This is a genomic window from Nocardia shimofusensis NBRC 100134, assembly GCF_001613125.1.
GTDB classification, from domain to species: domain Bacteria; phylum Actinomycetota; class Actinomycetes; order Mycobacteriales; family Mycobacteriaceae; genus Nocardia; species Nocardia shimofusensis.
This window is the reverse complement of the sequence record NZ_BDBT01000024.1, coordinates 24,853-46,650: the sequence shown is the minus strand read 5'-3', so window position 1 is coordinate 46,650 and position 21,798 is coordinate 24,853. Positions and strand designations below refer to the sequence as shown.

Genomic DNA, 21,798 nt, shown 5'->3' with positions numbered 1-21,798 from the left:
CGTGGGGGTTCAGGGCCGCAACCCGGCTCCGGTCAGTCGGCTCGACAGGTCATGTCGTCGGCGGGCAACGTGCCGTCGCCGAAGTAGGCGTTCACCGCCGAGTACACGCAGGAGTTCTGGTAGCTCCCGAAGATCCAGTGGGTCTGCACATCCTGGAGGGTGACCATGCGGGAGGCGCTCAAAGCGGTGTGCAGGGCGACCGCCCCGCCGTACACGGTCCGGGTGTCACCGGTGGACTGCACGATCATGGCGGGCACCGCATTGCGCACCACCGTGGTCGGCTCGGCGGGCGGGGCCCAGAACGTGCACGGTGTGACGTTGTTGGTGAATCCGGCGAACACCGGTTCGGTGGCGCGGGCAGCCTCGATGTTGCGCCAATAGGATCCTGGATCCCGTGGTGCGGCGACGTCACCGCACATGATGGCCATCTGCGCCGAATTGTCGCCCGGCCGTGCTTTCAACACGAACCCTAGTGTGGTGTCCAATGTTTCGTCAGGATGGGCGGGCTTACCCGCGGCGGCGTCGGCAATGGTACGGATCTGACCGGCGAGCATCCCGTACTGGTCCGGGCTGTCCAGTCCGACGAACAGCACCACCGGCAGCCAGTGCTCGTCGACCTCGTACTCGCCCAACCGGATCGGCTTGTCGGCGGCCTGTTCGATCAGGTCCTGGACAGCGCCGCGAACCTGGGCCCGGCTGGTGCCGAAGTGGTATTCATCGTCGCGCGCCGCGACCCAATCCGCCCACAGATCGAGCGCGGCCTCGTTGGCCGGACCCATCGCCTGCACCATGCCGACCGACCCGTAGGTGTCCGGGTCGACCGCGCTGTCCAGCACCATCCGATCGCTGCGTTCGGGGAACATCTGCATGTACACCGCACCGAGGTAGGTGCCGTACGAGGTGCCGAAGTAACTGATCTTGTCCGCGCCGAGAACACCGCGGATGACATCCATGTCCCGCGCGGTGTTGCGGGTGGTGATGTAAGGCAGTCGAGCCGCTTCGGTGGTGGCGCAGCGGGCGGCCAGATCGCTCTGTATCGCAACGGACTCCGCGAAACCTGCCGCGTCCAGGCCCGCCGAATGCAGCCCGAAGCCGATCGGCCACCGGCAGTCGACGGCGGACGAGCGCCCGACGCCACGCGGATCCATGCCGATCAGGTCGTAGCGGGCCCGCACCTCGGGCGTCATCGCCTGTGCGACATCGACCATGAAGTCCAGACCTGCACCACCGGGACCGCCAGGGTTGGACAGCATGACGCCGCGCTGCGGCGCGGGATCGGTTCCGGCGAGCCGAGAGATCGCCACCGTGAGCGTAGGACCCTGTGGATCAGCGTAATTCAGCGGCACTGTGACCTCGGCGCACTGCGCCCCGGCCTCGTCCAACTTCGGATCCCCGCAGGCTTTCCAATCCACCTGCTGACCGGCGAACCGGTCCGGCACCGCGGTTTGCGGCGTCGCCTCGGCCTCGGAACCGGTACAACCGACCAGACCGGCACAGGCCACCAGGCCGGTGACGGCGGTCAAGGCGACCGTCAGTCCTTTCGCGCGTTTCACTGATGCTCCTCGGAAGTTTCTCGGCCGCACTCGATAAAGGGGCCGTGGTAATCGGTGGGCCGGGCGCTCACGCGGTGCACAGGGCGGCGTCCAGCACACCGAGGACCGCATCGGTCTCCTCCTCGGTGGTCGGCAACTGGTTGACCGTGACGGTCACCGCCGTGCCGTCAGCCCTTACGCCGTTGCGTGTCTCGAAGCCTGGAATGCTGCCGTCATTGCCGTTGCCCTGCACCACTCCTGGCAGGTAGCGCTCGATCGGCGCGTCCAGGTCGACCTTGCCCTCGGCAACCAGCTGCATGATCACCGTCGCCACGTAGGTCTTCGTGTTGCTGCCGATCCGCACGCGCGCGTCGTCCGGGAACGGCGCGCGAGTGTTGAGATCACCGACCCCCGCGGTGAACGTTCGATGTCCGGCGGGTCCGTCGATCACCACCTGCACACCGGGAAACCCCTGACGCATCAGCGTGTCCATCGCGGTGGCCACGGCGGACGGTGGTGTATTCGCCGCCTCGTCCGGTGAGCTCACCGACGCCTCACCACCACACGCGGCCGCGGCGAGCACCGCGCCCGCCACGACGACCGAGAGAGCCGCTCTACTGGAGTTGCGCCGAAATGGGTTCATGAGCAGTGTCTTCCTCTTGTTCGAGTCGAAAGACATGGGTGCGTCCCCGACGATTCGAGCCTAGGAATCCGGAGTCCTCGCGCCTATGCCGCGCGCACCCGAATGCCGGGTACCGCCTGCCGGCGTGACGTGGTGGTGCCAGCACCACCACGTCAGTCGGTCATCGACTCATCGGCCAGACCAGCCGGCCCGTACTCGATGAAACGACTCCGCCACTCATGCACCGTCATCGCCCACACGCCCACCTCGGCGGCAACAGGAAATGCTCCCGGCTCCGCGCTAGGTCGCGAGGGTGGGATCGGGGAGTTGCCGGGAATGATCGACGGCCTCGGCCAGCAGGTCCGCTGCCTGGATCAGCTGCTCTTCGGAGTGCTCGCTGGTGAGGAAGAAGCGCAGCCGCTCCTGCCCGGCGGGCACCGCGGGTGCGGAGATATTGCCCGCGTACACGCCGCGTTGCAGCAGATACGAGGAAACGAAACCCGAGCGCACCTCACCGGGCACGATCACCGGACAGATCGGGGTGCCCTCGGACAGACCACGATCCAGCCCCCGCTCCCCCAGTAGCGCGGTGAACTGTTTCGCGTTGGCCCACAGCCGATTCAACCGCTCCGGCTCCTGCTCGAGCACGTCGAGCGCGGCGAGCGCGGCCCCGACCGCGGCGGGCGCGGGGCCACCGGTGAGCATGGCGATGCCGGGGGCGGCCGCCTTCATGGCACGGATGAGATCGGCGTCGCCTGCCAGGAACCCGCCGCAGCTGCCGAGGGCTTTCGACAGCGTCCCCATCCACAGATCCACAGCGTCGGCCGGCAGCCGGTAGTGCTCGCGGATGCCGTGCCCGCGATCGCCGAAGACACCGAACGAATGCGCCTCGTCGACCATGACCGCGCAGTCGTATTCCCGTGCCACTGCGGTCAATTCATCGACACGACCGACGGTGCCGTCCATACTGTAGTGCCCCTCGAGCACCACCAGCGCGCGATCGAAGCCCGCTCGCGACATCCGCAGGACCGAGCGCAGCGACTCGGGATCGTTGTGCCGGAACGTGATCCGGCGACACCCCGACCACTGGGTGCCGGAGACCACGCTGCCGTGGATGAGCGCGTCGCACACGGCCACATCCCCGTCGCGCATCAGGAACCCGAGGACTCCCGCATTCGTGAGGTACCCGCTGGTGGTGATCATGGCGTCGCCGACGCCGTAGATCTCGGCCAGCCGCGCCTCGAGTTCGCGGTACAGCGGGATCTCCCCGGCGATGATGCGACTCGCCGAGGCCGAGGCGCCGTAGCGATCCAGCGCGGCCTTCGCCCCCGCCACCACCCGCGGATGATTGGCCAGGCCGAGATAGTTGTAGGCGCTGAAATTGACCAGCTCGCTCCCGTCCGCCTCGATGGTCGCGTCATTGGGACCGGAGCGCAGCAGGAACAACGGATTCGGCATGGCGCTGTCGCCGTAGAGCTTGTCGATCGCGGCCTGCTTGGCCACGGTCGCGGCGACCTCGGGATGGTCGGCGAACTGCTTGCCCGGTCCGCGGACACGTCGCGGGGCCGCCCCCGCCGGACGCGCCGGAGGCCGCGCCTGAGGCTGTGTCTGCGTCACCGGTGTCTTCGGGGCACCGGTACCGGTGCCGGACAACAGCTTGCGCGCCAGGTCACGTGCGGACTCGCTCACTGATCGACCTCCGTCCGGCCGACCAGCCGCTGTCCCGCCGTGGCCTGCGGCTGTCCGGCGGTGTCGGACGGCGCATCCGCCGCGACCGCCGGCGCGTTCTCGGGCGAGCCGGGCGCCGGAGAGGCGACGGCCGGTGCGGCAGCTCCCGTCCCGCCGCCGACGAGTTGTTCGGCGATACGCGCACCCGCCTGTTCGAGAGTGAACGTCCGTCCCATGCTCAGCGACGACATGTCGATCCCGAGGCTCTTGGTCACCAGCGCGCCGAACTCCACGGCCATGAGCGAGTCGAGGCCGAGTTCGGGCACGGGGACCGTGAGGTCGATGGACTCGGCGGAGACCCCCATGACGGTGGCGAGTTGCTCGGCGAGCATGTAGGCGACGACCTCGCCGCGCTTGCCCTCCTCGAGTTCGCGCAGGGCGGTGGCGAGGCGGGCGGTCTCCGAGTCGTCCTGGGCCGCGGCGGCGATGAGTTCGGCGATGCGGGCGGTCTGGGCGAAGTGCGGACCGGAGGCGGCCACCTTGCCCCAGTCGATGGCGATGATGTCGGCGTGGTGGTGCAGGCCGAGTTCCAGCGCCTTCTCCAGGTATTCGGTGCCCTCGTCGAGCGGCATCGAGTCGAAACCGGTGTTGCGCAGGTAGCGGGCCATGTTGTCGTCGTGTTCGGCCATACCGCCGCCGGACATGTGCCCCCAGCCGATGGCCAGCGCCGCCCCACCGGCGCGGACGATGGCGTCGGCCTGGGCCTGCATGGCGATATTGGCGGCGGTGTAGGAGTACTGGCCGACACCACCGAAGATGGCGCTGCCGGAGGAGAACAGCACGAACATGTCCGGGCGCGCACCGGTTTCGGCGAGTGCCTGGGTCAGTGCCCGGGCGCCCTCGACCTTGGGCCGGTAGACCGCGGCGAGGCTGTCGCGGTCCATGGTGGTGACGCGCCGGTCGTCCAGGACGCCCGCGGTGTGGAAGATGCCGCGCAGCGGGTGGTCCGGGGCGTGCAGTTCGCGCAGCAGGCCGGTCATGGCCGCGGCGTCGGTGACATCGCCACGGGCGGCGGTGACCTCGATGCCGCGCTCCTGCCAGACGGCGAGCTGGGCGCGGGCGGCGTCGCTGCCGGGGCCGCTGCGGCCGAGCAGGGTGAGCCGGGTGGCGCCCCGGTCCACCAGCCAGCGGCCGACCGCCAGGCCGAAGGCGCCGTAGCCGCCGGTGACCAGGTACTGCGCGCGCGGGTCGATCGCCACCTCGGTCAGGCGCGGGCGGACCAGCGGGGCAGTCTCGTCGAAATCGAGGGCGACGCGGCCGATCCGGGTGGAGCGGGCGACCTCCTCGAAGGCCTTGGCCACGTCCGCGGTGCCGTACAGGGTGTAGGGCAGCGGGCGGTAGGTGCCATCGGCCAGTTTGCCGTTCACGCGGCGCAGCAGGTCGACGGTGAACGCGCGCCGCTTGGCGAGCATGCGGTCCAGATCCAGCGAGTGGTAGGAGACGTTCTTGTCGAAATGGCGCAGGTCGAGCTGACCGCCGGTGTAGATGTCGGCCTTGCCGATCTCCACGATCCGGCCGAATTCGGCGACGGCGGTGAAGTTTCCGCGCAGGATGTCGCCGGGGGCGGTGCTGATCACCACGTCGACGCCCGCGCCGCCGGTGCGGGCGAGCACGTCCTCGGCGAAGTTCAGCGACCGCGAGTCCAGGACGTGATCGGCGCCCTGCTCGCGGGCCCAGTCACGGCGTTCGGCGGTGCTCGCGGTGCCGATCACGGTGGCGCCGTGCAGTTTCGCGATCTGTGTGGCGGCCGAGCCGACGCCGCCCGCCGCGCCGTGCACGAGCACGGTCTCCCCCGGTTGCAGCCGGGCCAGTTCCAGCAGGGCGTACTCGGCGGTGCCGAAGGCGGTGGAATTGGTGCAGTGGCCGGGCTCGGTATCGGGCTCCAGGCGGCTGACCAGATCGGCGTCGGTGGTGTTGTACCGGCGGATCATGTCCTTGCAGCCCAGGCTGACGGTGTCACCCTCGGCTACGTGGGTGACACCCTCGCCCACCCGGGTCACCACGCCGATGCCCTCCATACCGGGTGAGCCGCCGAAGAAGGTCTCGGCCAGGTCGCGTTCGGAGAGGACACCGAGGATCTTGAGCGGGTCCTTGTAGTTCAGGCCGACCGCTCGCATCCGCACTTCCACCTCACCCGCGCCCGGCGCGCGGCGACCGCAGGCCCGCCAGGCCAGCCGGGACAGCACCCGTGAGGACGGGATCTCCAGGGCGAAGTTCGCCTCCGGGTCGGTCAGCGGCGCCGGCTCGTCCAGCGCTTCGATGCGCTCGGGCAGGGTCGCCGACACCGCGGCGACCCAGCGCAGTCCGTTGCGCAGGAACACCTCGTCGACGTTGTCGTAGCTGAACGCGCCGGGGATGTCGAGCTCGGCGGCCAGTTCCGCGTCCGCGGTGTCGGCGTCGAGGTCGACCAGGCGCCAGCGCAGGCGAGGCTGCTCGTTGAGCAGGACCCGGCGCGCGCCCGCCACGGCGGCGTGCACCGGGTCGGGGGCGGTGTCGCCGTCCGGGTGGGCGTAGGCCTGTTCGGTGACCACGGTGACGTGGATCGAGCCGTCGCCGATCATCGGCATGTCTTGGCCCAGCTGATCGATGCGGACCTCCACGAAGCCTTCGAGCGCGACCGCGAGTTCGCGCAGCGCCCACAGGATGTCCAGATCGGTGTAGTCGGAAACGACCACCACCACGTGCAGCCGCCGCACGCCCTCGGTGGCGGCGGCCGCGTGCAGTCGCTCCACCACCAGCGGGCCGAGATCCGTGCTGCCCGGCTCACCCGCGGCGAGGACCTCGGACCGCGAGACCAGCCCGGCGATCCGGGTGGCGCGCGGACCGGCTTCGCGAGCCAGGTCGATCACCAGGGTGTGCACCGTTTCCGGGGCGGGCAGCGCCGCGGGATCGACGGGATCGCGCAGCTCCCAGCGGTTCTCGTAGAAGAAGTCGGTCATCCGGCGCAACGCGCCCAGGCCGGGGGCGATGGAACCGAAACGCATACCCCGGATCTGGAGCACCACCGTGCCGTCGGTGTCGAGCAGGTCGATGTCCGCGCGTGGCTCGCCCTCGCGGTCGAGGCGGGCCAGCACATCCAGTCGCTCGGGGATCGGCGCGAAGGCACGCACGGATTCCACACCGACCGGCACCATCGCCCCGTCCCCGGATCCACCGCTGCCGACCAGCAGCGCGGCGATGCTCTGCAGCGCCGCGTCGACCACGCAGGGATGCGCCAGATGCGTGGAGTCGCGGGCGATTTCGCCGTCGAGAGTGGCCAGCACGGTGGTTTCGCGCACCCGCACCGAGGTCGCGCGCCGGAACGCCGGACCGTAGTCCAGTCCGCGCTCGGCCAGGCCCGCGTAGAAGTCGGCCGGGTCGATCGCGTGCATGCCGTCCGGCTCGGGTAGTTCCACCGGAGTCGGCTCGTAGACGCCGTCGACCAGGCGGCCGGTGGCGTTGACCGTCCAGGCCTCGGCGGCCGCGCCGTGCGAGCGGATCACGAACCGGTTGGTGGACTCCTCCACTCGCAGTTCGACGACCGGGGCGTCGCCCTCCTCGATCACCAACGGGGCGACGAACCGCACATCGGCGACCGCGACCCGGGTGGAGTCGGTGCGCAGGGCGGCGGCGCTGAGGGCGGCGTCGAGGTAGGCCGCGCCGGGCAGGATGCGCGTGCCGCCGACCACGTGATCGGCCAGCCACGGCATCGCACCGACGCTCAGCCGCACCGTCCACGCGGTGGTCGGCTCCCCCAGATCCGGATCGCCGAGCATGGGATAGCCGCCCGGCGTGCCGTGCCTGCGCTGGGCGAACACGGGCAGGTCGGCGCGCAGCACGGTGCGCTGCCATGGGTATCGCGGCAGGTCGAGGTGTGGTGTGACGGGCTGCTCGTCGAACAGGGCCTCGGTGTCGAGCACACCGGCGACATACAGACCGGCCAGGGTGCGGCGGATACTGTCGGCGTCGTCCTGTTTGCGGTTGAGGGTGGCCACGCAGGCGCCGGTCTCCCCCGTGCCCAGCAGGATCTCCCTGATGTTCGCGCCGAGCACCGGGTGCGGGCCGACCTCGAGGAAGACCCGGCTGCCGTCGCCGATCAGCCCCGCTACGGCGTCGGCGAACCGCACCGGCTGACGCACATTGGCGCACCAGTACTCGGCATCCCAGTCACCGGTGGTGACGGGCGCGCCGGTGACCGTGGAGTACAGCGGCAGCACCGGCGCCTCGACGACCAGATCGGCGAGCGATTCGCGCAGCTTGTCGAGGATCGGCTCCATCAGATAGCTGTGGTAGGGCACCTCGACATGCAGGCGTTTGGCGAAAACTCCCTGGCCGGTGAGGCTTTCGGCGATCTGATCGAGACGATCCACCGCACCGGCGAGGGTGACCGCGTTCGGGCTGTTGATCGCGGCGATGTCGACCCGGTCGTCGCCGTCGATGAGCGCGCGGGCCGCGTCGGGAGTCAGGCCGACGGCGAGCATGCCGCCGGAACCCGCGGTGGTCGCCTGCAACCGGGCGCGGTGCACGCTCACGGTGACCGCGTCACGCAACGAGAGCATGCCGGTGACGTAGGCGGCCGACACCTCGCCGACGCTGTGGCCCACCACCGCGGCGGGCCGGATACCCAGCTCGTCGAGCAGGGCGACCAGGCAGACCTGCACCAGGAAGTTCGCGGGCTGCGCGACCTCGGTGTCGGTCACCCGTGACTGCGCCTCCGGGCGCAGCAGTTCCGCGACGATCGACCACCCGGCGATCTCCTGGAACACGGTGTCGATCCGGCGCGCCTCGGCGGCGAAGACCCCGTCGGCTTCGAGCAGGCCGCGGGCCATCGCCCACCACTGCGGGCCCATGCCGGTGAACACGAACACCGGCTCGGCGGTGCGCTGCGGAACGACCTTGGCCGCGCCGCGCGCCGTGCCGTCGGCCAGCTCGATCAGTCCGCGCACCAGCTCGGCGTCGTCGCCGAACGGCACGGCGGCGCGATAGGGGTGATGCTTGCGGCGGGTCCACGCGGCCTCGGCCAGCCTGCCGGGGTCTACCCCGTCCGCGACGAATTCGGCGTAGCCGCGGGCCAGTTCGCGCACCGCCTGCTCGCTGCGGGCCGACAGCGGCAGCACGCCGTGGTGGCGTGGAGCGCGCTCGCCCGCCGCCGGGCCGAGGTACTCCTGGAGGATCGCGTGGGCGTTGGTGCCGCCGTAGCCGAAGCCGTTGACCGCGATGGTCATCGGCCCGGATTCGGGGTCGAGCGGCTCGACGTCGCGTTGCAGGCGCAGGTTCAGTTCGTCGAACGGGATGTCCGGGTTGGGCTCGTTCAGCCAGCCCTGCGGCGCGATGGTGCGGTGCGCGATGGCCAGCGCGGACTTGATGACGCTCGCGATGCCGGAGGCCGCCTCGGTGTGGCCGAGCTGGCCCTTCACGGAGCCGACGCCCAGCGGCCGAGAGCGCTGCACCGCCTGGCCGTAGGCCCGGCCGATCGCCCGCAGTTCCAGCGGGTCGCCGACGGGAGTGCCGGTGCCGTGCGCCTCGACGTAGTCGACTTCGTGCGGCGCGATACCGGCCCGGGCGGTGACCGTCCTGGCCAGCGACTCCTGCAGATCGGCATTGGGCACGGTGATGGCGGTGGTCCGCCCGTCCTGGTTCGCGCCGGTCGCCTTGATCACCGCGTAGACCCGGTCGCCGTCGCGTTCGGCGTCGGCGAGGCGCTTGAGCACGACCATGCCCGAGCCCTCACCGCGGCCGTAGCCGTCGGCGGCCGCGTCGAACGGCTTGCTGCGTCCGTCGGTGGCCAGGAAGCCGCCCTTGCACATGGACACGAACGGCTCGGGCTGCAGCAGCATGGTGACGCCGCCTGCCATCGCGACCGCGCAGTCGCCGCTGTCGAGCGCCTGACAGGCCAGGTGCAGCGCCACCAGCGAGGACGAACACGCGGTGTCCACGGTGACCGCGGGCCCGACGAGGTCGAGCGCGTAGGCGATCCGGTTGGACAGCATGGTGTAGGACGCGCCCACCGCGGTGTGCATGTCCACATGCGGCAGCGCGTCCCCGGCCACCGAGACGGCCAGCTGGTCGAGGGTGAAGGCGCCGACGTAGACGCCCACCGGCGCGCCGGTGACCCGGCCCGCGATGCCCGCGTCGTCGAGCGCCTCCCAGGCGACCTCGAGGATCAGGCGCTGCTGCGGGTCCATCGACGCGGCCTCGCGCGGGGAGATGCCGAAGAAGTCCGGATCGAACGCCCACGGGTCACCGGTGAGGAAAGCCGCGCGTCTGGTGTACATCCGGCCGGGGGTGCGCTTGTCGGGGTCGTAGTAGCGGTCGACGTCCCAGCGGGTGGCCGGGATGTCGACGACTCCGTCGCCTTTGCCGACGAGGAAGTCCCAGAAGGATTCCGGCGAATCGATGCCGCCGGCGTACCGGCAACCGATTCCGACTATGGCGATGTCAGACAACGGGAACTCCTTGCGTACTCGACACCGGGCCGGAGGCGAACCACCGGAACGGCGGTGAAACGGATGAGCGGTGAATCGGATCGGCACAGGCCTGTCGATCCGGGGAAGAGGTCGGCGACGACGTCGATCTCGGAGGAGCCGAGCGGCAGCCGATCAGGTGACCGGCGGGCGCAGCACGAAATTCATCTCCGGACCGTCGCGGCCGATGCGGACACGCTCGACGAATTCACAGCCGAGCGCACGGTAGTAGGCGACATTGCCGTCCTTGCAGATGCCGCCGAGCCCGGCGCCGCGCGCGTCGGCGTCCGCGGCCAGCGCCGCCCACAGCGCCCGGCCCACCCCGCGCCGTTGCAGGCCGGGCTCGCAGCCCAGGTAGACCAGGAACAGATGGAGTTGCGACGGAGCGACTTCCGCCATGGCGGCATCGACCGCCATGCCCCGCACCGTCGCGGCGCCCATGGCCCACAACAGCTGCGGACCCGAGACCACCTCGCGCCACAGCGATGTGCGCGTGCCCGGCGGCTGCCACAGCGCCGCGCCGACCACCCTGCCCTCGGCGACCGCGACGAAGGCGCCGCCGACCGGAAGGAATCGATGGCGCACCATGATCCGCAACATGCCCGGTGTGCGGCGCCGACGCTGCGAGGGCGAGGGAAAGACGTATTCCTCGATCGGATCATCGGTCTCGAATGCCCGCGCGAGCACCCGCACGATGTCCTCGATGTCGGCCTCGGTGGCGCGACGGACAATCGTACGATCCTGCTGATCCACCAACTGCCCCTATCGCTTCCGTGTCGCGTGCCCGAGTGGACGAACGGTGCCGCATGACGCTCCGGCAACACGCGTGAGCTACCCGTCAGTAGGTTACTCACGAGGAAACACAACGCCAACCGGAAAAGGGTTGTGAGAAATCAGACCGAGGCCGATCTTGTTGCGGCGCCATACAATCACCTACAGTGCGCACCTACCCGATTGTCCGAGAACAGCATTCGTCGTCGCGCCGGTCACCGCGACGGCACGCGCGCCGCGGCGTCCACCGGCGTGTGCAGCACATCGGGAACCTCGGTGCCGCGCAACGAGGTTCCCGCGGTCTCCCGCAGGAACGTCCAGGCCACCAGACCTATCAGCGAGGCGCCGATCATGTAGACGGCAGGGAACAGCGACCAGCCGCTCGCCTCGATCACCGCCTCGTTCACCAGCGGCGCGGTGCCGCCGAATGCGGCCGTCGAGACGTTGTAGGCCAGCGCGAATCCCGCGTAGCGGACGTGCGTCGGGAAGACGGCGGGAAAGGTCGCGCTGATCGTCGACAACTGCGGCACGTACAGCAGGCCGAGCACGATGAAGCCGATCACCGCCCAGACCGGCCCCTGCCCCATGAGCCAGTACATCGGCAGCGCGAACACCGCCAGTCCGACCAGCGAGACCAGCCACATCGGCCGGCGTCCCACCCGATCCGACAGCGCGCCGAAGAACGGCAGCACCAGCATCATCACCACCTGACCGATGAGCATCATGGCCGTCGTGGTGGATTCGGCCATGCCGAGCGACTTCTGCAGGTAGGTCGGCTGATAGGTGAGCAGCGTGTAGTTGACCACGTTCAGCGCGATCACCAGGCCGCCCAGGGTGAGCAGTTCGCGACGGTAGTGGCGCACCAGCTCGCGCAGCCCGGTCGGCGGGTGCGGGTTGCGCGCGACCTCCTCGAACACCGGCGACTCGTCCAGTCGCGAACGCAGATACAGCCCGATCAGGCCCAGCGGGACGGCGAGCAGGAACGGGATACGCCAGCCCCAGTCGTACATGGCCGCCGAACCGAGCATCAACTGGAGCAACAGCACGACAGCCGAGCCGCCGACGAAGCCGCCCAGGGTGCCGAATTCGAGGAAGCTGCCGAGGAAGCCACGGCGCCGGTCACCCGCCGTCTCGGCCAGGTAGGTCGCGGCGCCGCCGTACTCGCCGCCGGTGGAGAAGCCCTGCACCACCCGCATGAGGATGAGCAGAACCGGCGCGAACACGCCGATCTGGCCGTGCGTGGGCAGCAGGCCGATGAGGCCGGTGGCCGCGGCCATCAGCAGGATCGTGGTGGCCAGCACCCGCTTGCGGCCGAGCCGGTCACCGAGCGGCCCCCAGACCATGCCACCCAGCGGGCGGAGCACGAACGAGATGGCGAACCCGAGCATGGTCCCGAGGGTGCCGAGTTCGCCGGGGAAGAACGCCGCGGTGAGGTAAGTCGCGGTGGCGGCGTAGACGCCGTAGTCGAACCATTCGGTGGCGTTGCCCATCGCCGAGGCGGCCACCGATCGGCGCAACCGCTGCGGATCCTCCTGGGTCTCGGTCATGCCATCTCCTCGTCACCGCGGCGCGCGGCCCGCCGGTTCCCGATGCTTCGCGCTCGCCGCGTTCCGTCGGCACCGGATACGCGGCCGACATGAGCACGAAGGGAACCGTTCCCAGGTTCGACACCGGTCAAACGCGACGAGACCCGACCGTCCGGCCCCCGCACACCGGCCCACCAGCCATCGGTCCATCAGATGTGATCTCCGTCACCGGCATTCGCGGTCGAGGGCGTCCGATGTCCCGGCTCATCGGCCCGCCGTCACCACCCGGCTCGTCGCCGCGGCCGCGGCGATGAAGGCGCGCACCAGGCGGCGGTCGGCGGGGTCGGCCTCGGGATGCCACTGCAGGCCGACCAGGAACGGGGCCCCGGGCTCTTCGACGGCCTCGATGCTGCCGTCGGTGGAGCGGGCCGCGACCCGCAGGCACGGAGCGACGCGGCCGACGGCCTGGTGGTGGTGACAGTGGGCGCGCACCTCGGGACCGGCGAGCGCGGCGACCAGCGTGCCTGGGGTGGTGCGCGCGGTGGTGACACCGTAGTCCCCGGGCGGGCCCGAGTGCTGTTCGTGGCCGATCTCGTCGGGCAGGTGCTGGACCAGGGTGCCGCCGAGGGCGACGTTGATGAGCTGAATGCCGCGGCACACACCGAGGATCGGCAGCCCGGCCGCCCGGGCAAGGGCGAACAACTCGAATTCGAAGACGTCGCGTCCGGGCCGGGTGTAGGTGCCGGGGGCGGGCGCGGCGCCGTAGCGGTGCGGCTCGATATCGGCGCCGCCGGCCAGCAGCAGGCCGTCGAGCCCGGCCACCAGCTCCGGGCGCGCGACGCCGGCGGGCGGCAGCAGCACCGGGATGCCGCCGGCGTCCTCGATCATCTCGACGTAGTTGAAGTGCAGCACCGCGCACTCGGTGTCCCAGCTGCCGAAGCGCGCCGGTTCGCGGTAGGTGGTCAGGCCGATCAGCGGCCTGGGGGTGAGGTCGTCCTCCAAGGTGAATGCAGAGCCGTTCGAAGCCACGTGTGCGCTCCCAGTCGGTTACGACCGCGTCGAATGCGTCGAGCTCCACCCGAGCGGCATTGCGATAATGGTCGATCACATCGTCGCCGAAGGCCGTCCGGGCGATCGCATCGGACCCGATAAATCGCGTGGACGCCGCGGTTTTCGCGGTTTCGCGACGGTCCCGGCACCGGCTCCGATCACGCGCCCGCGATCATCCGGGAAGAGCGGTCCGTTCAGTCACCGCGCGCACCGACGTCACTGCCGCCGCCGATGTGGCCGCTCGCGCCGCGGAAGATCCGCAGCGCGCCCGGCCTGCTGGTGAACCTGAACTCGGTACCCCGATAGCCGACTTCGCCGTCGGTGGCCAGCGAGACCGGACCGCTGGAGATCCGCACGTCCAGCCGGTCGGTGGCGCGCCGGACGTAGGTCGCGGACTCGGCCAGGGTCCCGGTGAGGGTGGCCCACACCAGCCGGGTGCGCGAGAAGGCCACATCGGCGCGCAGGTAGCGCACGTCGATGACGCCCCGGTGCAGTTCCGGGCGGGACATGGGGATCTGGTCGGCCGGGCTGTAGCTCCCGTTGCCGACGAACAGCATCCACAGCGCCACCGGTACGCCGTCGACGACCGCGTGCAACGGCTGGGCACGCAGCAGCACCCGCACCATGGCGATGCCCGCGGCGGGCCATTTCCCGATCCGGTGCTCCCAGCGCTCGCGCAGGTGCACGAAGTCCGGATAGCCGCCGAGACTGGCGGTGTTGACGAACACCCGCTCCCCCTCGCCGTCGAGATCGACCGCGGCGACGTCGACCTGCGCCACCGCGCCGGCGTCCAGTGCGCTCGCGGTGTGGGCGACGTCCTCGACAGCCGCGTCCTTGGCGAAGTGGTTGAGCGTGCCCCCGGCGAACACGGCGAGCGGAAGTTGTTCACGCACAGCGATTTCGGCGAGGCCGGAGACCGTGCCGTCACCGCCGAGGACGCCGAGCGCGCGCACCTCGCCGGAACCCAGGTGTTCGGCGATCTGCTCGTCGAGGGTGCGTTCGTGATCCAGCGGCAGGATGCGGGCGGCGGGCAGCGCGGCCCGCACTTCGGCGAGCACCTCCTCGGCGGCGCCGCTGCCGGACAACACGTTGGCGACCAGCAGCAGCCCCCTGCCGTGCGGCAGCGGGTCGACGGTCTCGGTCTCCCCGACCAGCGCGGGCTCGTCGGGCCGCAGCGCCCACCATCGGCGCGTGCCCAGCGCCACCCCGGCCCCGAGCAGCGCGCCCGCGGCCACGTCGGAGGGCCAGTGCACGCCGATGTGCACCCGCGAATAGCCGACGGCGGCGGCGACCGGCGCGAGGGCCACCGCCGTGGCCGGGCTCTCCAGCGCGACCCCGGTGACGAACGCGGCCGCGGAGGCCGCGTGCCCGGACGGGAACGAGGACGACACCGGCGGCGTGACCAGTCTGCGCACGAACGGCACCGATTCGTCCGGCGGTCGCCTGCGCGGGAACAGCGGCTTGGCCACGCCGTTGGCCACGCCGCTTGCCAAGCCGACCGCGAGCAGCCCGCGCACGCCCGCGCGGCGAACGGGCCCCTTGCCGAGCAGCAGCATGGCCGCGCCGAAGCCGAGCCAGAGCCGGTTGTAGTTCGCACCGGTACTCAGTGCGCGCAGCGCCTGATCGGCAGGGGTGGGGCGCAGCCGCGCACTGCGCGCCACCAGATGCCGGTCGAGGGAGCCGGCGAGCCCTCGGGTCCGGGCCTGGGTGCGAGTCACCCGGCGAAATCGCCTCGGCGTCCGCGGTGACCGGCGCGACGCCCGCTCGAACTGCATCAGCCCAGCCTAGCCCGATCCGCCGCGTTCCAATTCTGCTGCGCGGCGGCGCGATCGATCACAACGGCCGCCCGATCTGGACGATCAGAGGCGAATCCGTGTTAACTTAATTGCGAATGGGAATTCACTTATTTCGATCGGAGCCAGCTATGCGGTCCGCCGTCATCGTGGACATCGTCCGCACCCCGTCCGGGAAGGGCAAGGCCGGTGGCGGCCTCGCCGATGTGCATCCCGCCACGCTGCTCGCCGGCGTGCTCGCCGAGCTCGTCGCGCGCAACGACCTCGATCCCGCCGTCGTCGACGACGTCATCGGCGGTTGCGTCACCCAGAGCGGCGAACAGGCGCTCAACATCACCCGCACCGCCGTGCTCGCGGCGGGCTTCCCGGAGACCGTGCCCGCCACCACGGTGGACCGCCAGTGCGGCTCCAGCCAGCAGGCCGCGCACTTCGCCGCCCAGGGCGTCATCGCGGGCGCCTACGACGTGGCGATCGCCTGCGGCGTGGAGATGATGAGCCGGGTGCCCATGTTCTCCAACGCCCAGGGCAAGGACACCAACGGCGGCCCGCTCGCCCACCGCTTCCCCGACGGCCTGATCCAGCAGGGCATCGCCGCCGAGATCATCGCCGCGCGCTGGAAGTTCGACCGCGCCGCGCTCGACGAATTCGCCGCGCGCTCGCATCGCCTGGCCGCCGAGACCGCCGCCGCCGGAGGTTTCGACAAGGAGCTGGTCGCCGCGGGCACGCTGACCGCCGACGAGACCATCCGGCCCAGCACCACCGTCGAGGGGCTGGCCGGGCTGCGTCCCGCCTTCGCCGACGACGCCTTCCAGGCGCGGTTCCCCGAGATCGATTGGTCGATCACCCCCGGCAACTCCTCGCCGCTGTCCGACGGCGCCTCGGCCGCGCTCATCATGAGCGAGGAGGCCGCCGCGAAGCTGGGCCTGACCCCGCGCGCCCGCTTCCACTCCTTCTCGGTGGTCGGCGACGACCCGCTGCTGATGCTCACCGCCGTGGTGCCCGCCACCCGCAAGGCGCTCGAGCGGGTGAATCTGGGCATCGACGACATCGACGTCTACGAGGTCAACGAGGCTTTCGCCTCGGTGCCGCTGGTGTGGCAGCAGGAACTGGCCGCCGATCCGGCCAAGCTGAACCCGCGTGGCGGCGCGATCGCGCTGGGCCATCCGCTCGGCGCGTCCGGCCTGCGCATCATGGCGACCATGGTCAACCACCTCGAGCAGACCGGCGGCCGCTACGGCCTGCAGACCATGTGCGAGGCGGGCGGCCTGGCCAACGCCACGATCATCGAGCGCCTCTGATGACGCAGGCACAGCCGACACGCTCGGCGCTGGTCACCGGCGGCTCGCGCGGCATCGGCGCGGAGGTCGCGAACCGGCTGGCCGCCGAGGGCTACCACCTGACGATCGCCGCGCGCACCGCCGAGACGCTCGAGCAGACCGCCGAGAGCCTGCGCGCCGAACACGGCGTCGAGGTGCAGCCGGTGGTCGCGCGGATGAACGATCTGGACGAGGTGCGGGCGCTGGCCGCCGCGCACGGCGACCGGTTCGGCGGGCTGAACGCGCTGGTGCTCAGCGCGGGCACCGGCACGGCGGGCACGGTCGCGGACATGCCCGCCAAGACCTACGAGCGCATGCTCGACGTCAATTTCCGGGCGCCGATCACCCTCATCCAGGCCGCCATCCCGCTGCTGCGCAAGAGCGCGGCCGAGGACGCCGTCCGCGGCGCCAAGATCATCGCGCTGGCCTCGATCACCGGCGTGGTGGGCGAGGCGGGGCTGGCCGCCTACGGGGCCACGAAGGCGGCGCTGGTCTCGCTGTGCGAGACGGTGTCGCTGGAGGAGTCGGCGGGCGGCGTGAGCGCCACCGCGATCTCCCCCGGCTACGTGGACACCGACATGACCGCGTGGAAGCGCGACGAGCTGGCTCGCTCGGCCATGCTGACCACCGGCGATGTCGCGGAGATGGTGCTGGCGATCACCCGGCTCTCGCGTAATGCCGTGGTGCCCAACATCGTGCTCTCGCGCGCGGGCGATCAGCTCTGGCGGGCGTGAATCACGCCGCACCTCCGCTGAACCGCGGCTGACGTCGGGATCGACTCCGCCGGATATCGCCGAGTGCCGGAGGGCGGGTGAGCCGAATGCTCACCCGCCCTCCGGCACTCCCGCCCTCCGGCACTCCCGCCCTCCAGCATTTCCCGACTCCGGCATTCCCGGGTCCGTAATTTCCCCGGCGCGCCCGCAGCCGACCGACCTGGCCGCTCACCCGTGCGTGCGAGTCAACCGCGCGTGGGTCCGCTCAACCGCGCGACCACCGCACCGAGTCCGTCGGCGATGGCGCGGCGCTGCTCATCGCTCAGCACATCGATGAGCGCACGACGCACGGTGGCGACGTGACCGGGTGCGATCCGGGCGAGCCGCTCCCGCCCGGCGGGCGTCAGGACGGCGACGACCCCGCGAGCGTCGGCATCGTCCGCCGCGCGCCGGACGAGCCCGGCCTTCTCCAGCCTGCCGATCTGATAGCTGAGCCCGCTCTTGGAGGTGTAGAGCGCTTCGGCCAGTTCGGTCATCCGCAGTCTGCCCTGCGGCGCCGCGGACAGCCGGACGAGCGTCTCGTACTGGGTGTGGGACAACCCCTCGGATTCGAGGTGTCGTTCGATCTCGCGGTCTACCAGCGCCCCCGCCGCGAGGAAGACCTCCCAGACGCGCATCTCCCCGGTATCGAGCCACCGTGTCTCGGCCACCCGTTCACCCTACGTCACATTGTTCGAATTCGAACCAACCGGTATGCTCGAGCCTGATAGTTCAAATTTGAACAAGTTGCCGACTCGACGCCCATCCCAGTCGGCGAGGTCCCTCACAGGCCCGAAAGGACTGATCCCATGCCCGACACGACGACGACCACCGGCCGCATGCCGGTCCTGTTCCTCTCCCACGGCGCCCCGCCGCTCGTAGACCACGCGCGCTGGCCCGCCGAACTCGCCGCCTGGGCCGGGAACCTGCCGAAGCCGAGCGCGGTCCTGATCGTCTCGGCGCACTGGGAAGCCGCCCCGATCTCCGTGGGCGCGACCACCACCGTGCCCCTGGTGTACGACTTCTGGGGCTTCCCGCAGCGCTACTACGAGGTTCTCTATCCGGCGCCCGGCGCCCCGGAGCTGGCCGCGAAGGTTCGGGGCCTGCTCGGCGACGGCGTCGCCCAGGCACCGGAGCGAGGGCTCGACCACGGCGCCTATGTGCCGCTCACCCAGATGTATCCCGATGCCGACGTGCCGGTCCTGCAGCTGTCGCTGCCGACGCTGGACCCGATGGACCTGTTCGAGATCGGGCGAAGGCTCGCCCCGCTGCGCGAAGAGGGCGTCCTCATCGTCGGCAGCGGCTTCTGGACCCACAATCTGCGCGCCCTCACCGACGACGACCGGCACGTGCACACCTTCACCGCCGAGTTCGACGACTGGGGCGAGCACGCGCTGGCCGACCGCGACATCGACGCCCTGCTCGACTTCGAGCGCAAGGCACCCGCCGCGCGGCTCGCCCATCCACGCACCGAACACTTCGCACCACTGTTCGTCAGCCTCGGTGCGGGCGAGAATGATCTCGACACGTTGCGCACGGTGATCGACGGATATTGGCACGGCATGGCACGACGCTCCATCCAACTCGGCTGAACCACTCCGCGACGACAGGACACGGGCATGACGACCGCAACCACCACCCGCACCACCCCCGTACTCTCGACGGCAGGCATCGATGTCGGCCTGCTCCTGCTGCGACTCGGTATCGGCCTGACGATGGCCGCGCACGGCTCGCAGAAGCTCTTCGGCTGGTTCGACGGCCCCGGTCTCGAAGGCACCGAGGGCATGCTCACCTCCATGGGGTATCCGGCCCCCGAATTCTTCGCGATCGTCACCGCCGTCACCGAGACCTTCGGCGGTCTGGCGCTGGCGCTCGGTGTGCTCACTCCGCTGGCGGGTGCCGCGATCATGGGCACGATGATCAACGCCATCTCCGTGAAATGGGGTAGCGGCTACATCGGCGGCATCGAGTACGAGACGGTGCTCGCCGTCGGCGGCGCCGCACTGGCGCTCACCGGCGCCGGGCGGCTCGCGGTGGACGGCGCCGTCCCCGCGTTGCGCCATCCGCGGCTGACCACCGGTCTCGGCTGCATCGTGCTCGGTCTGGTGCTGGCGGGCGTGGTCCTGCTGCTGCGCAACTGACCGGCGACACAGGCGCCGCCGGCGAGCACGGTGATCGCGGCGCCCGCGATCCGGGCGACCCAGCCGGCCGTGGTACCGGCGAAGGCGCCCCCCCGAGCAAGCGCGACCGGCCCGCGACCGGCGTGCGCGGCCGGTCGCCGTCGTCTCGGTACCCTCGTCTCATGGCGCAGCACACTCGTCTACCGGGGCAGTTCGCTTCGCCGCCCGGCCGCGGCACCCTTGCCGCGGCCGCTACGGCACCAGGCACCGCCCCCGTTCCCGACGGCGATGCCGCGCGACTGGCCGACCTCCTCGCGGGCAGACGGGTCGCCGTACTGACCGGCGCCGGCATGTCCACCGACAGCGGCATCCCCGACTACCGCGGCCCGGACTCCCCGCCTCGCAACCCCATGACCTACCAGCAGTTCGTCGGCGATCCGGTGTTCCGTCGGCGCTATTGGGCCCGCAACCACATCGGCTGGCGCAGCATGGACGCCGCCCGGCCCAATCCCGGCCATCGCGCACTGGCGACCCTGGAGCGCCTCGGCGTGGTCACCGGCGTCATCACCCAGAATGTGGATCTGCTGCACACCAAAGCCGGCAGCAGGCGGGTCGTCGACCTGCACGGCACCTACGCGCGGGTGCGCTGCCTCGGGTGCGAGGCCTTGATGTCGCGCATGGCCCTGGCCGATCTGCTCGAACAGGCCAACCCCGGTTTCGCGGCCGCGGCACACGCCACCGGCATCGAAGTCGCGCCCGACGCCGACGCCGTGGTGGACGACACCGACGCTTTCCACATGGTCGGCTGCCCGCGCTGCGGCGGCATGCTCAAGCCCGACATCGTGTACTTCGGGGAGAACGTCCCGAAGGAGCGCGTCGCCGAAGCCTTCGCCCTGGTCGACGATTCCGAGGCCCTGCTGGTCGCCGGCTCCTCGCTCACCGTGATGTCCGGCCGCCGCTTCGTGCGCCACGCCGCCCGCCGCGGCCTGCCGGTGGCGATCGTCAACCGCGGCCCCACCCGCGGCGACGAGACAGCCACACTCCGCCTGGACGCCGGCTGCTCCCCGGTCCTGCAGGCCTTCGCCGCGCACTGCCTGCGCACCTCGGTCTGAGCATCCGGCTGGCCGGGCCACCGCCGCGCACCCCTCATGCGGCAGGATCGCGCATCGGCCCCGATCCGGTATCCCTCCGAATCGCACTGATCGCAAACATGTTCGCCACGCGGCATCGGTCCTAACTTGATCACGGGAACTCTCGTGTTAGGACCGTTGCCGCATGACACTCCAATTGGATCCGGTCGCCGCGCCCGCCGGCGCACCGACCGGCCTCGCCCCAGAGACGCCGACCCGCCCCGTCCCCGCGACGCCGACCCGCTCCGCAGTCCTGCGCCGGGCCACCGACCTGGCCCGCAAGTCGGCGGGTCTCGTGCTCGTACTGGTGGTGTGGCAACTGGGCGCGCGAGGCTGGCTCGGCGCGACCACGCCCGCGCCCACCGAGGTCGTCGAGGCCGGCTGGGATCTGATCGCCTCCGGGGAGCTGTGGCGCCATCTCGGCGCCTCGGCAGGCCGGGTGGGCACCGGCCTGGCGATCGGCATCAGCGCCGGTCTGCTGCTCGGAGTGCTGGCCGGGCTGTTCCGCACCGGCGAGGACCTGATCAACGCGCCGGTCCAGGCACTGCGCATGCTGCCGGCACTGGCCCTGCTGCCGGTGTTCATCATCTGGTTCGGCATCGGCGACTCGTTCAAGATCGCCCTGATCGCCGTCGCGCCGATCTTCCCGATCTACCTCAACGTCTTCGCGGGCATCCGCTCGGTGGACCGGCGACTCGTGGAGGCCGCGCAGTCGCTGGGACTCAACAGATTCGAGCTGACCACCCGGATCATCCTGCCCGGCGCGCTGCCACAGATCTTCGTCGGTCTGCGTCAGGCGCTCGGTATCGGCTGGCTGGCGCTGGTGGTGGCCGAGATGCAGACCACCCCGGTGGGATTGGGCTTCCTCATGAACGACGCCAAGGAGTTCCTGCGGACCGACCAGATCTTCCTGGTGCTGGTCATCTACGCGATCCTCGGCCTGCTCAGCGACCTGGTGGTGCGGCTGCTCGAGCGTCGGTTCCTTTCCTGGCGCACCGGATTCGAAGGACAGTGA

At 70.7% G+C, this 21,798-nt stretch carries 15 protein-coding genes; 6 read left to right on the top strand and 9 right to left on the bottom strand.

Annotation, left to right across the window (positions count from 1 at the left end):
* Nucleotides 1-32 precede the first annotated feature (32 nt).
* The 8 genes from NS3_RS20895 to NS3_RS20860 form a co-directional block, all read right to left on the bottom strand.
* On the bottom strand, nucleotides 33-1,553 hold the full coding sequence (locus NS3_RS20895; RefSeq protein WP_245649722.1) for an alpha/beta fold hydrolase: 1,521 nt from the start codon (nucleotides 1,551-1,553) through the stop codon (nucleotides 33-35).
* Nucleotides 1,554-1,620: 67 nt separating this feature from the next.
* Entirely contained in the window at nucleotides 1,621-2,175 is a 555-nt protein-coding gene (locus NS3_RS20890) for a serine hydrolase domain-containing protein (protein WP_157101450.1), read from the bottom strand.
* Between the two features lie 279 nt (nucleotides 2,176-2,454).
* Nucleotides 2,455-3,843 carry an aminotransferase class I/II-fold pyridoxal phosphate-dependent enzyme gene (locus NS3_RS20885; protein ID WP_067862354.1) on the bottom strand — a complete coding sequence of 463 codons (1,389 nt, stop codon included), beginning with the start codon at nucleotides 3,841-3,843 and terminating at the stop codon, nucleotides 2,455-2,457.
* Entirely contained in the window at nucleotides 3,840-10,307 is a 6,468-nt protein-coding gene (locus NS3_RS20880; RefSeq protein ID WP_067862352.1) for a type I polyketide synthase, read from the bottom strand. The genes NS3_RS20885 and NS3_RS20880 overlap by 4 nt, the downstream gene beginning before the upstream one ends.
* A gap of 153 nt (nucleotides 10,308-10,460) precedes the next feature.
* Nucleotides 10,461-11,078, bottom strand: coding sequence for a GNAT family N-acetyltransferase (locus tag NS3_RS29230; protein ID WP_245649721.1), 618 nt, complete (start codon nucleotides 11,076-11,078; stop codon nucleotides 10,461-10,463).
* A gap of 233 nt (nucleotides 11,079-11,311) precedes the next feature.
* Nucleotides 11,312-12,643 (bottom strand): MFS transporter, encoded by a 1,332-nt coding sequence (locus tag NS3_RS20870; protein WP_067862350.1) that lies wholly within the window; start codon nucleotides 12,641-12,643, stop codon nucleotides 11,312-11,314.
* A 243-nt stretch (nucleotides 12,644-12,886) separates the two neighbouring features.
* Nucleotides 12,887-13,651 carry a gamma-glutamyl-gamma-aminobutyrate hydrolase family protein gene (locus NS3_RS20865; protein WP_084495791.1) on the bottom strand — a complete coding sequence of 255 codons (765 nt, stop codon included), beginning with the start codon at nucleotides 13,649-13,651 and terminating at the stop codon, nucleotides 12,887-12,889.
* A 215-nt stretch (nucleotides 13,652-13,866) separates the two neighbouring features.
* Nucleotides 13,867-15,447 (bottom strand): bifunctional phosphatase PAP2/diacylglycerol kinase family protein, encoded by a 1,581-nt coding sequence (locus tag NS3_RS20860; protein WP_084495790.1) that lies wholly within the window; start codon nucleotides 15,445-15,447, stop codon nucleotides 13,867-13,869.
* Between the two features lie 149 nt (nucleotides 15,448-15,596).
* Here NS3_RS20860 and NS3_RS20855 point away from each other — a divergent pair, with 149 nt between their 5' ends.
* Nucleotides 15,597-16,763, top strand: a complete 1,167-nt coding sequence (locus tag NS3_RS20855) for a thiolase family protein (RefSeq protein ID WP_067862346.1) — start codon at nucleotides 15,597-15,599, stop codon at nucleotides 16,761-16,763.
* On the top strand, nucleotides 16,763-17,515 hold the full coding sequence (locus NS3_RS20850) for an SDR family NAD(P)-dependent oxidoreductase (RefSeq protein ID WP_067862344.1): 753 nt from the start codon (nucleotides 16,763-16,765) through the stop codon (nucleotides 17,513-17,515). Before NS3_RS20855 ends, NS3_RS20850 begins: the two co-directional genes overlap by 1 nt.
* A 224-nt stretch (nucleotides 17,516-17,739) precedes the next feature.
* Here the strand turns inward: NS3_RS20850 and NS3_RS20845 are convergent, their stop codons facing one another.
* The gene (locus NS3_RS20845) at nucleotides 17,740-18,204 is read right to left on the bottom strand and encodes a MarR family winged helix-turn-helix transcriptional regulator (protein WP_067862342.1); all 465 of its coding nucleotides are present in this window, start codon (nucleotides 18,202-18,204) and stop codon (nucleotides 17,740-17,742) included.
* 138 nt (nucleotides 18,205-18,342) lie between these two features.
* Between NS3_RS20845 and NS3_RS20840 the strand changes: the two genes are divergently transcribed.
* The 4 genes from NS3_RS20840 to NS3_RS20825 all read left to right on the top strand — a co-directional run bounded on the left by NS3_RS20840 (nucleotide 18,343) and on the right by NS3_RS20825 (nucleotide 21,798).
* Nucleotides 18,343-19,125 (top strand): dioxygenase family protein, encoded by a 783-nt coding sequence (locus tag NS3_RS20840; protein WP_084495789.1) that lies wholly within the window; start codon nucleotides 18,343-18,345, stop codon nucleotides 19,123-19,125.
* Between the two features lie 27 nt (nucleotides 19,126-19,152).
* Nucleotides 19,153-19,674 (top strand): DoxX family protein, encoded by a 522-nt coding sequence (locus tag NS3_RS20835; RefSeq protein ID WP_067862340.1) that lies wholly within the window; start codon nucleotides 19,153-19,155, stop codon nucleotides 19,672-19,674.
* Nucleotides 19,675-19,835: 161 nt separating this feature from the next.
* The gene (locus NS3_RS20830) at nucleotides 19,836-20,765 is read left to right on the top strand and encodes an NAD-dependent protein deacetylase (RefSeq protein ID WP_084495788.1); all 930 of its coding nucleotides are present in this window, start codon (nucleotides 19,836-19,838) and stop codon (nucleotides 20,763-20,765) included.
* Nucleotides 20,766-20,928: 163 nt separating this feature from the next.
* Nucleotides 20,929-21,798, top strand: a complete 870-nt coding sequence (locus tag NS3_RS20825) for an ABC transporter permease (RefSeq protein WP_067862338.1) — start codon at nucleotides 20,929-20,931, stop codon at nucleotides 21,796-21,798.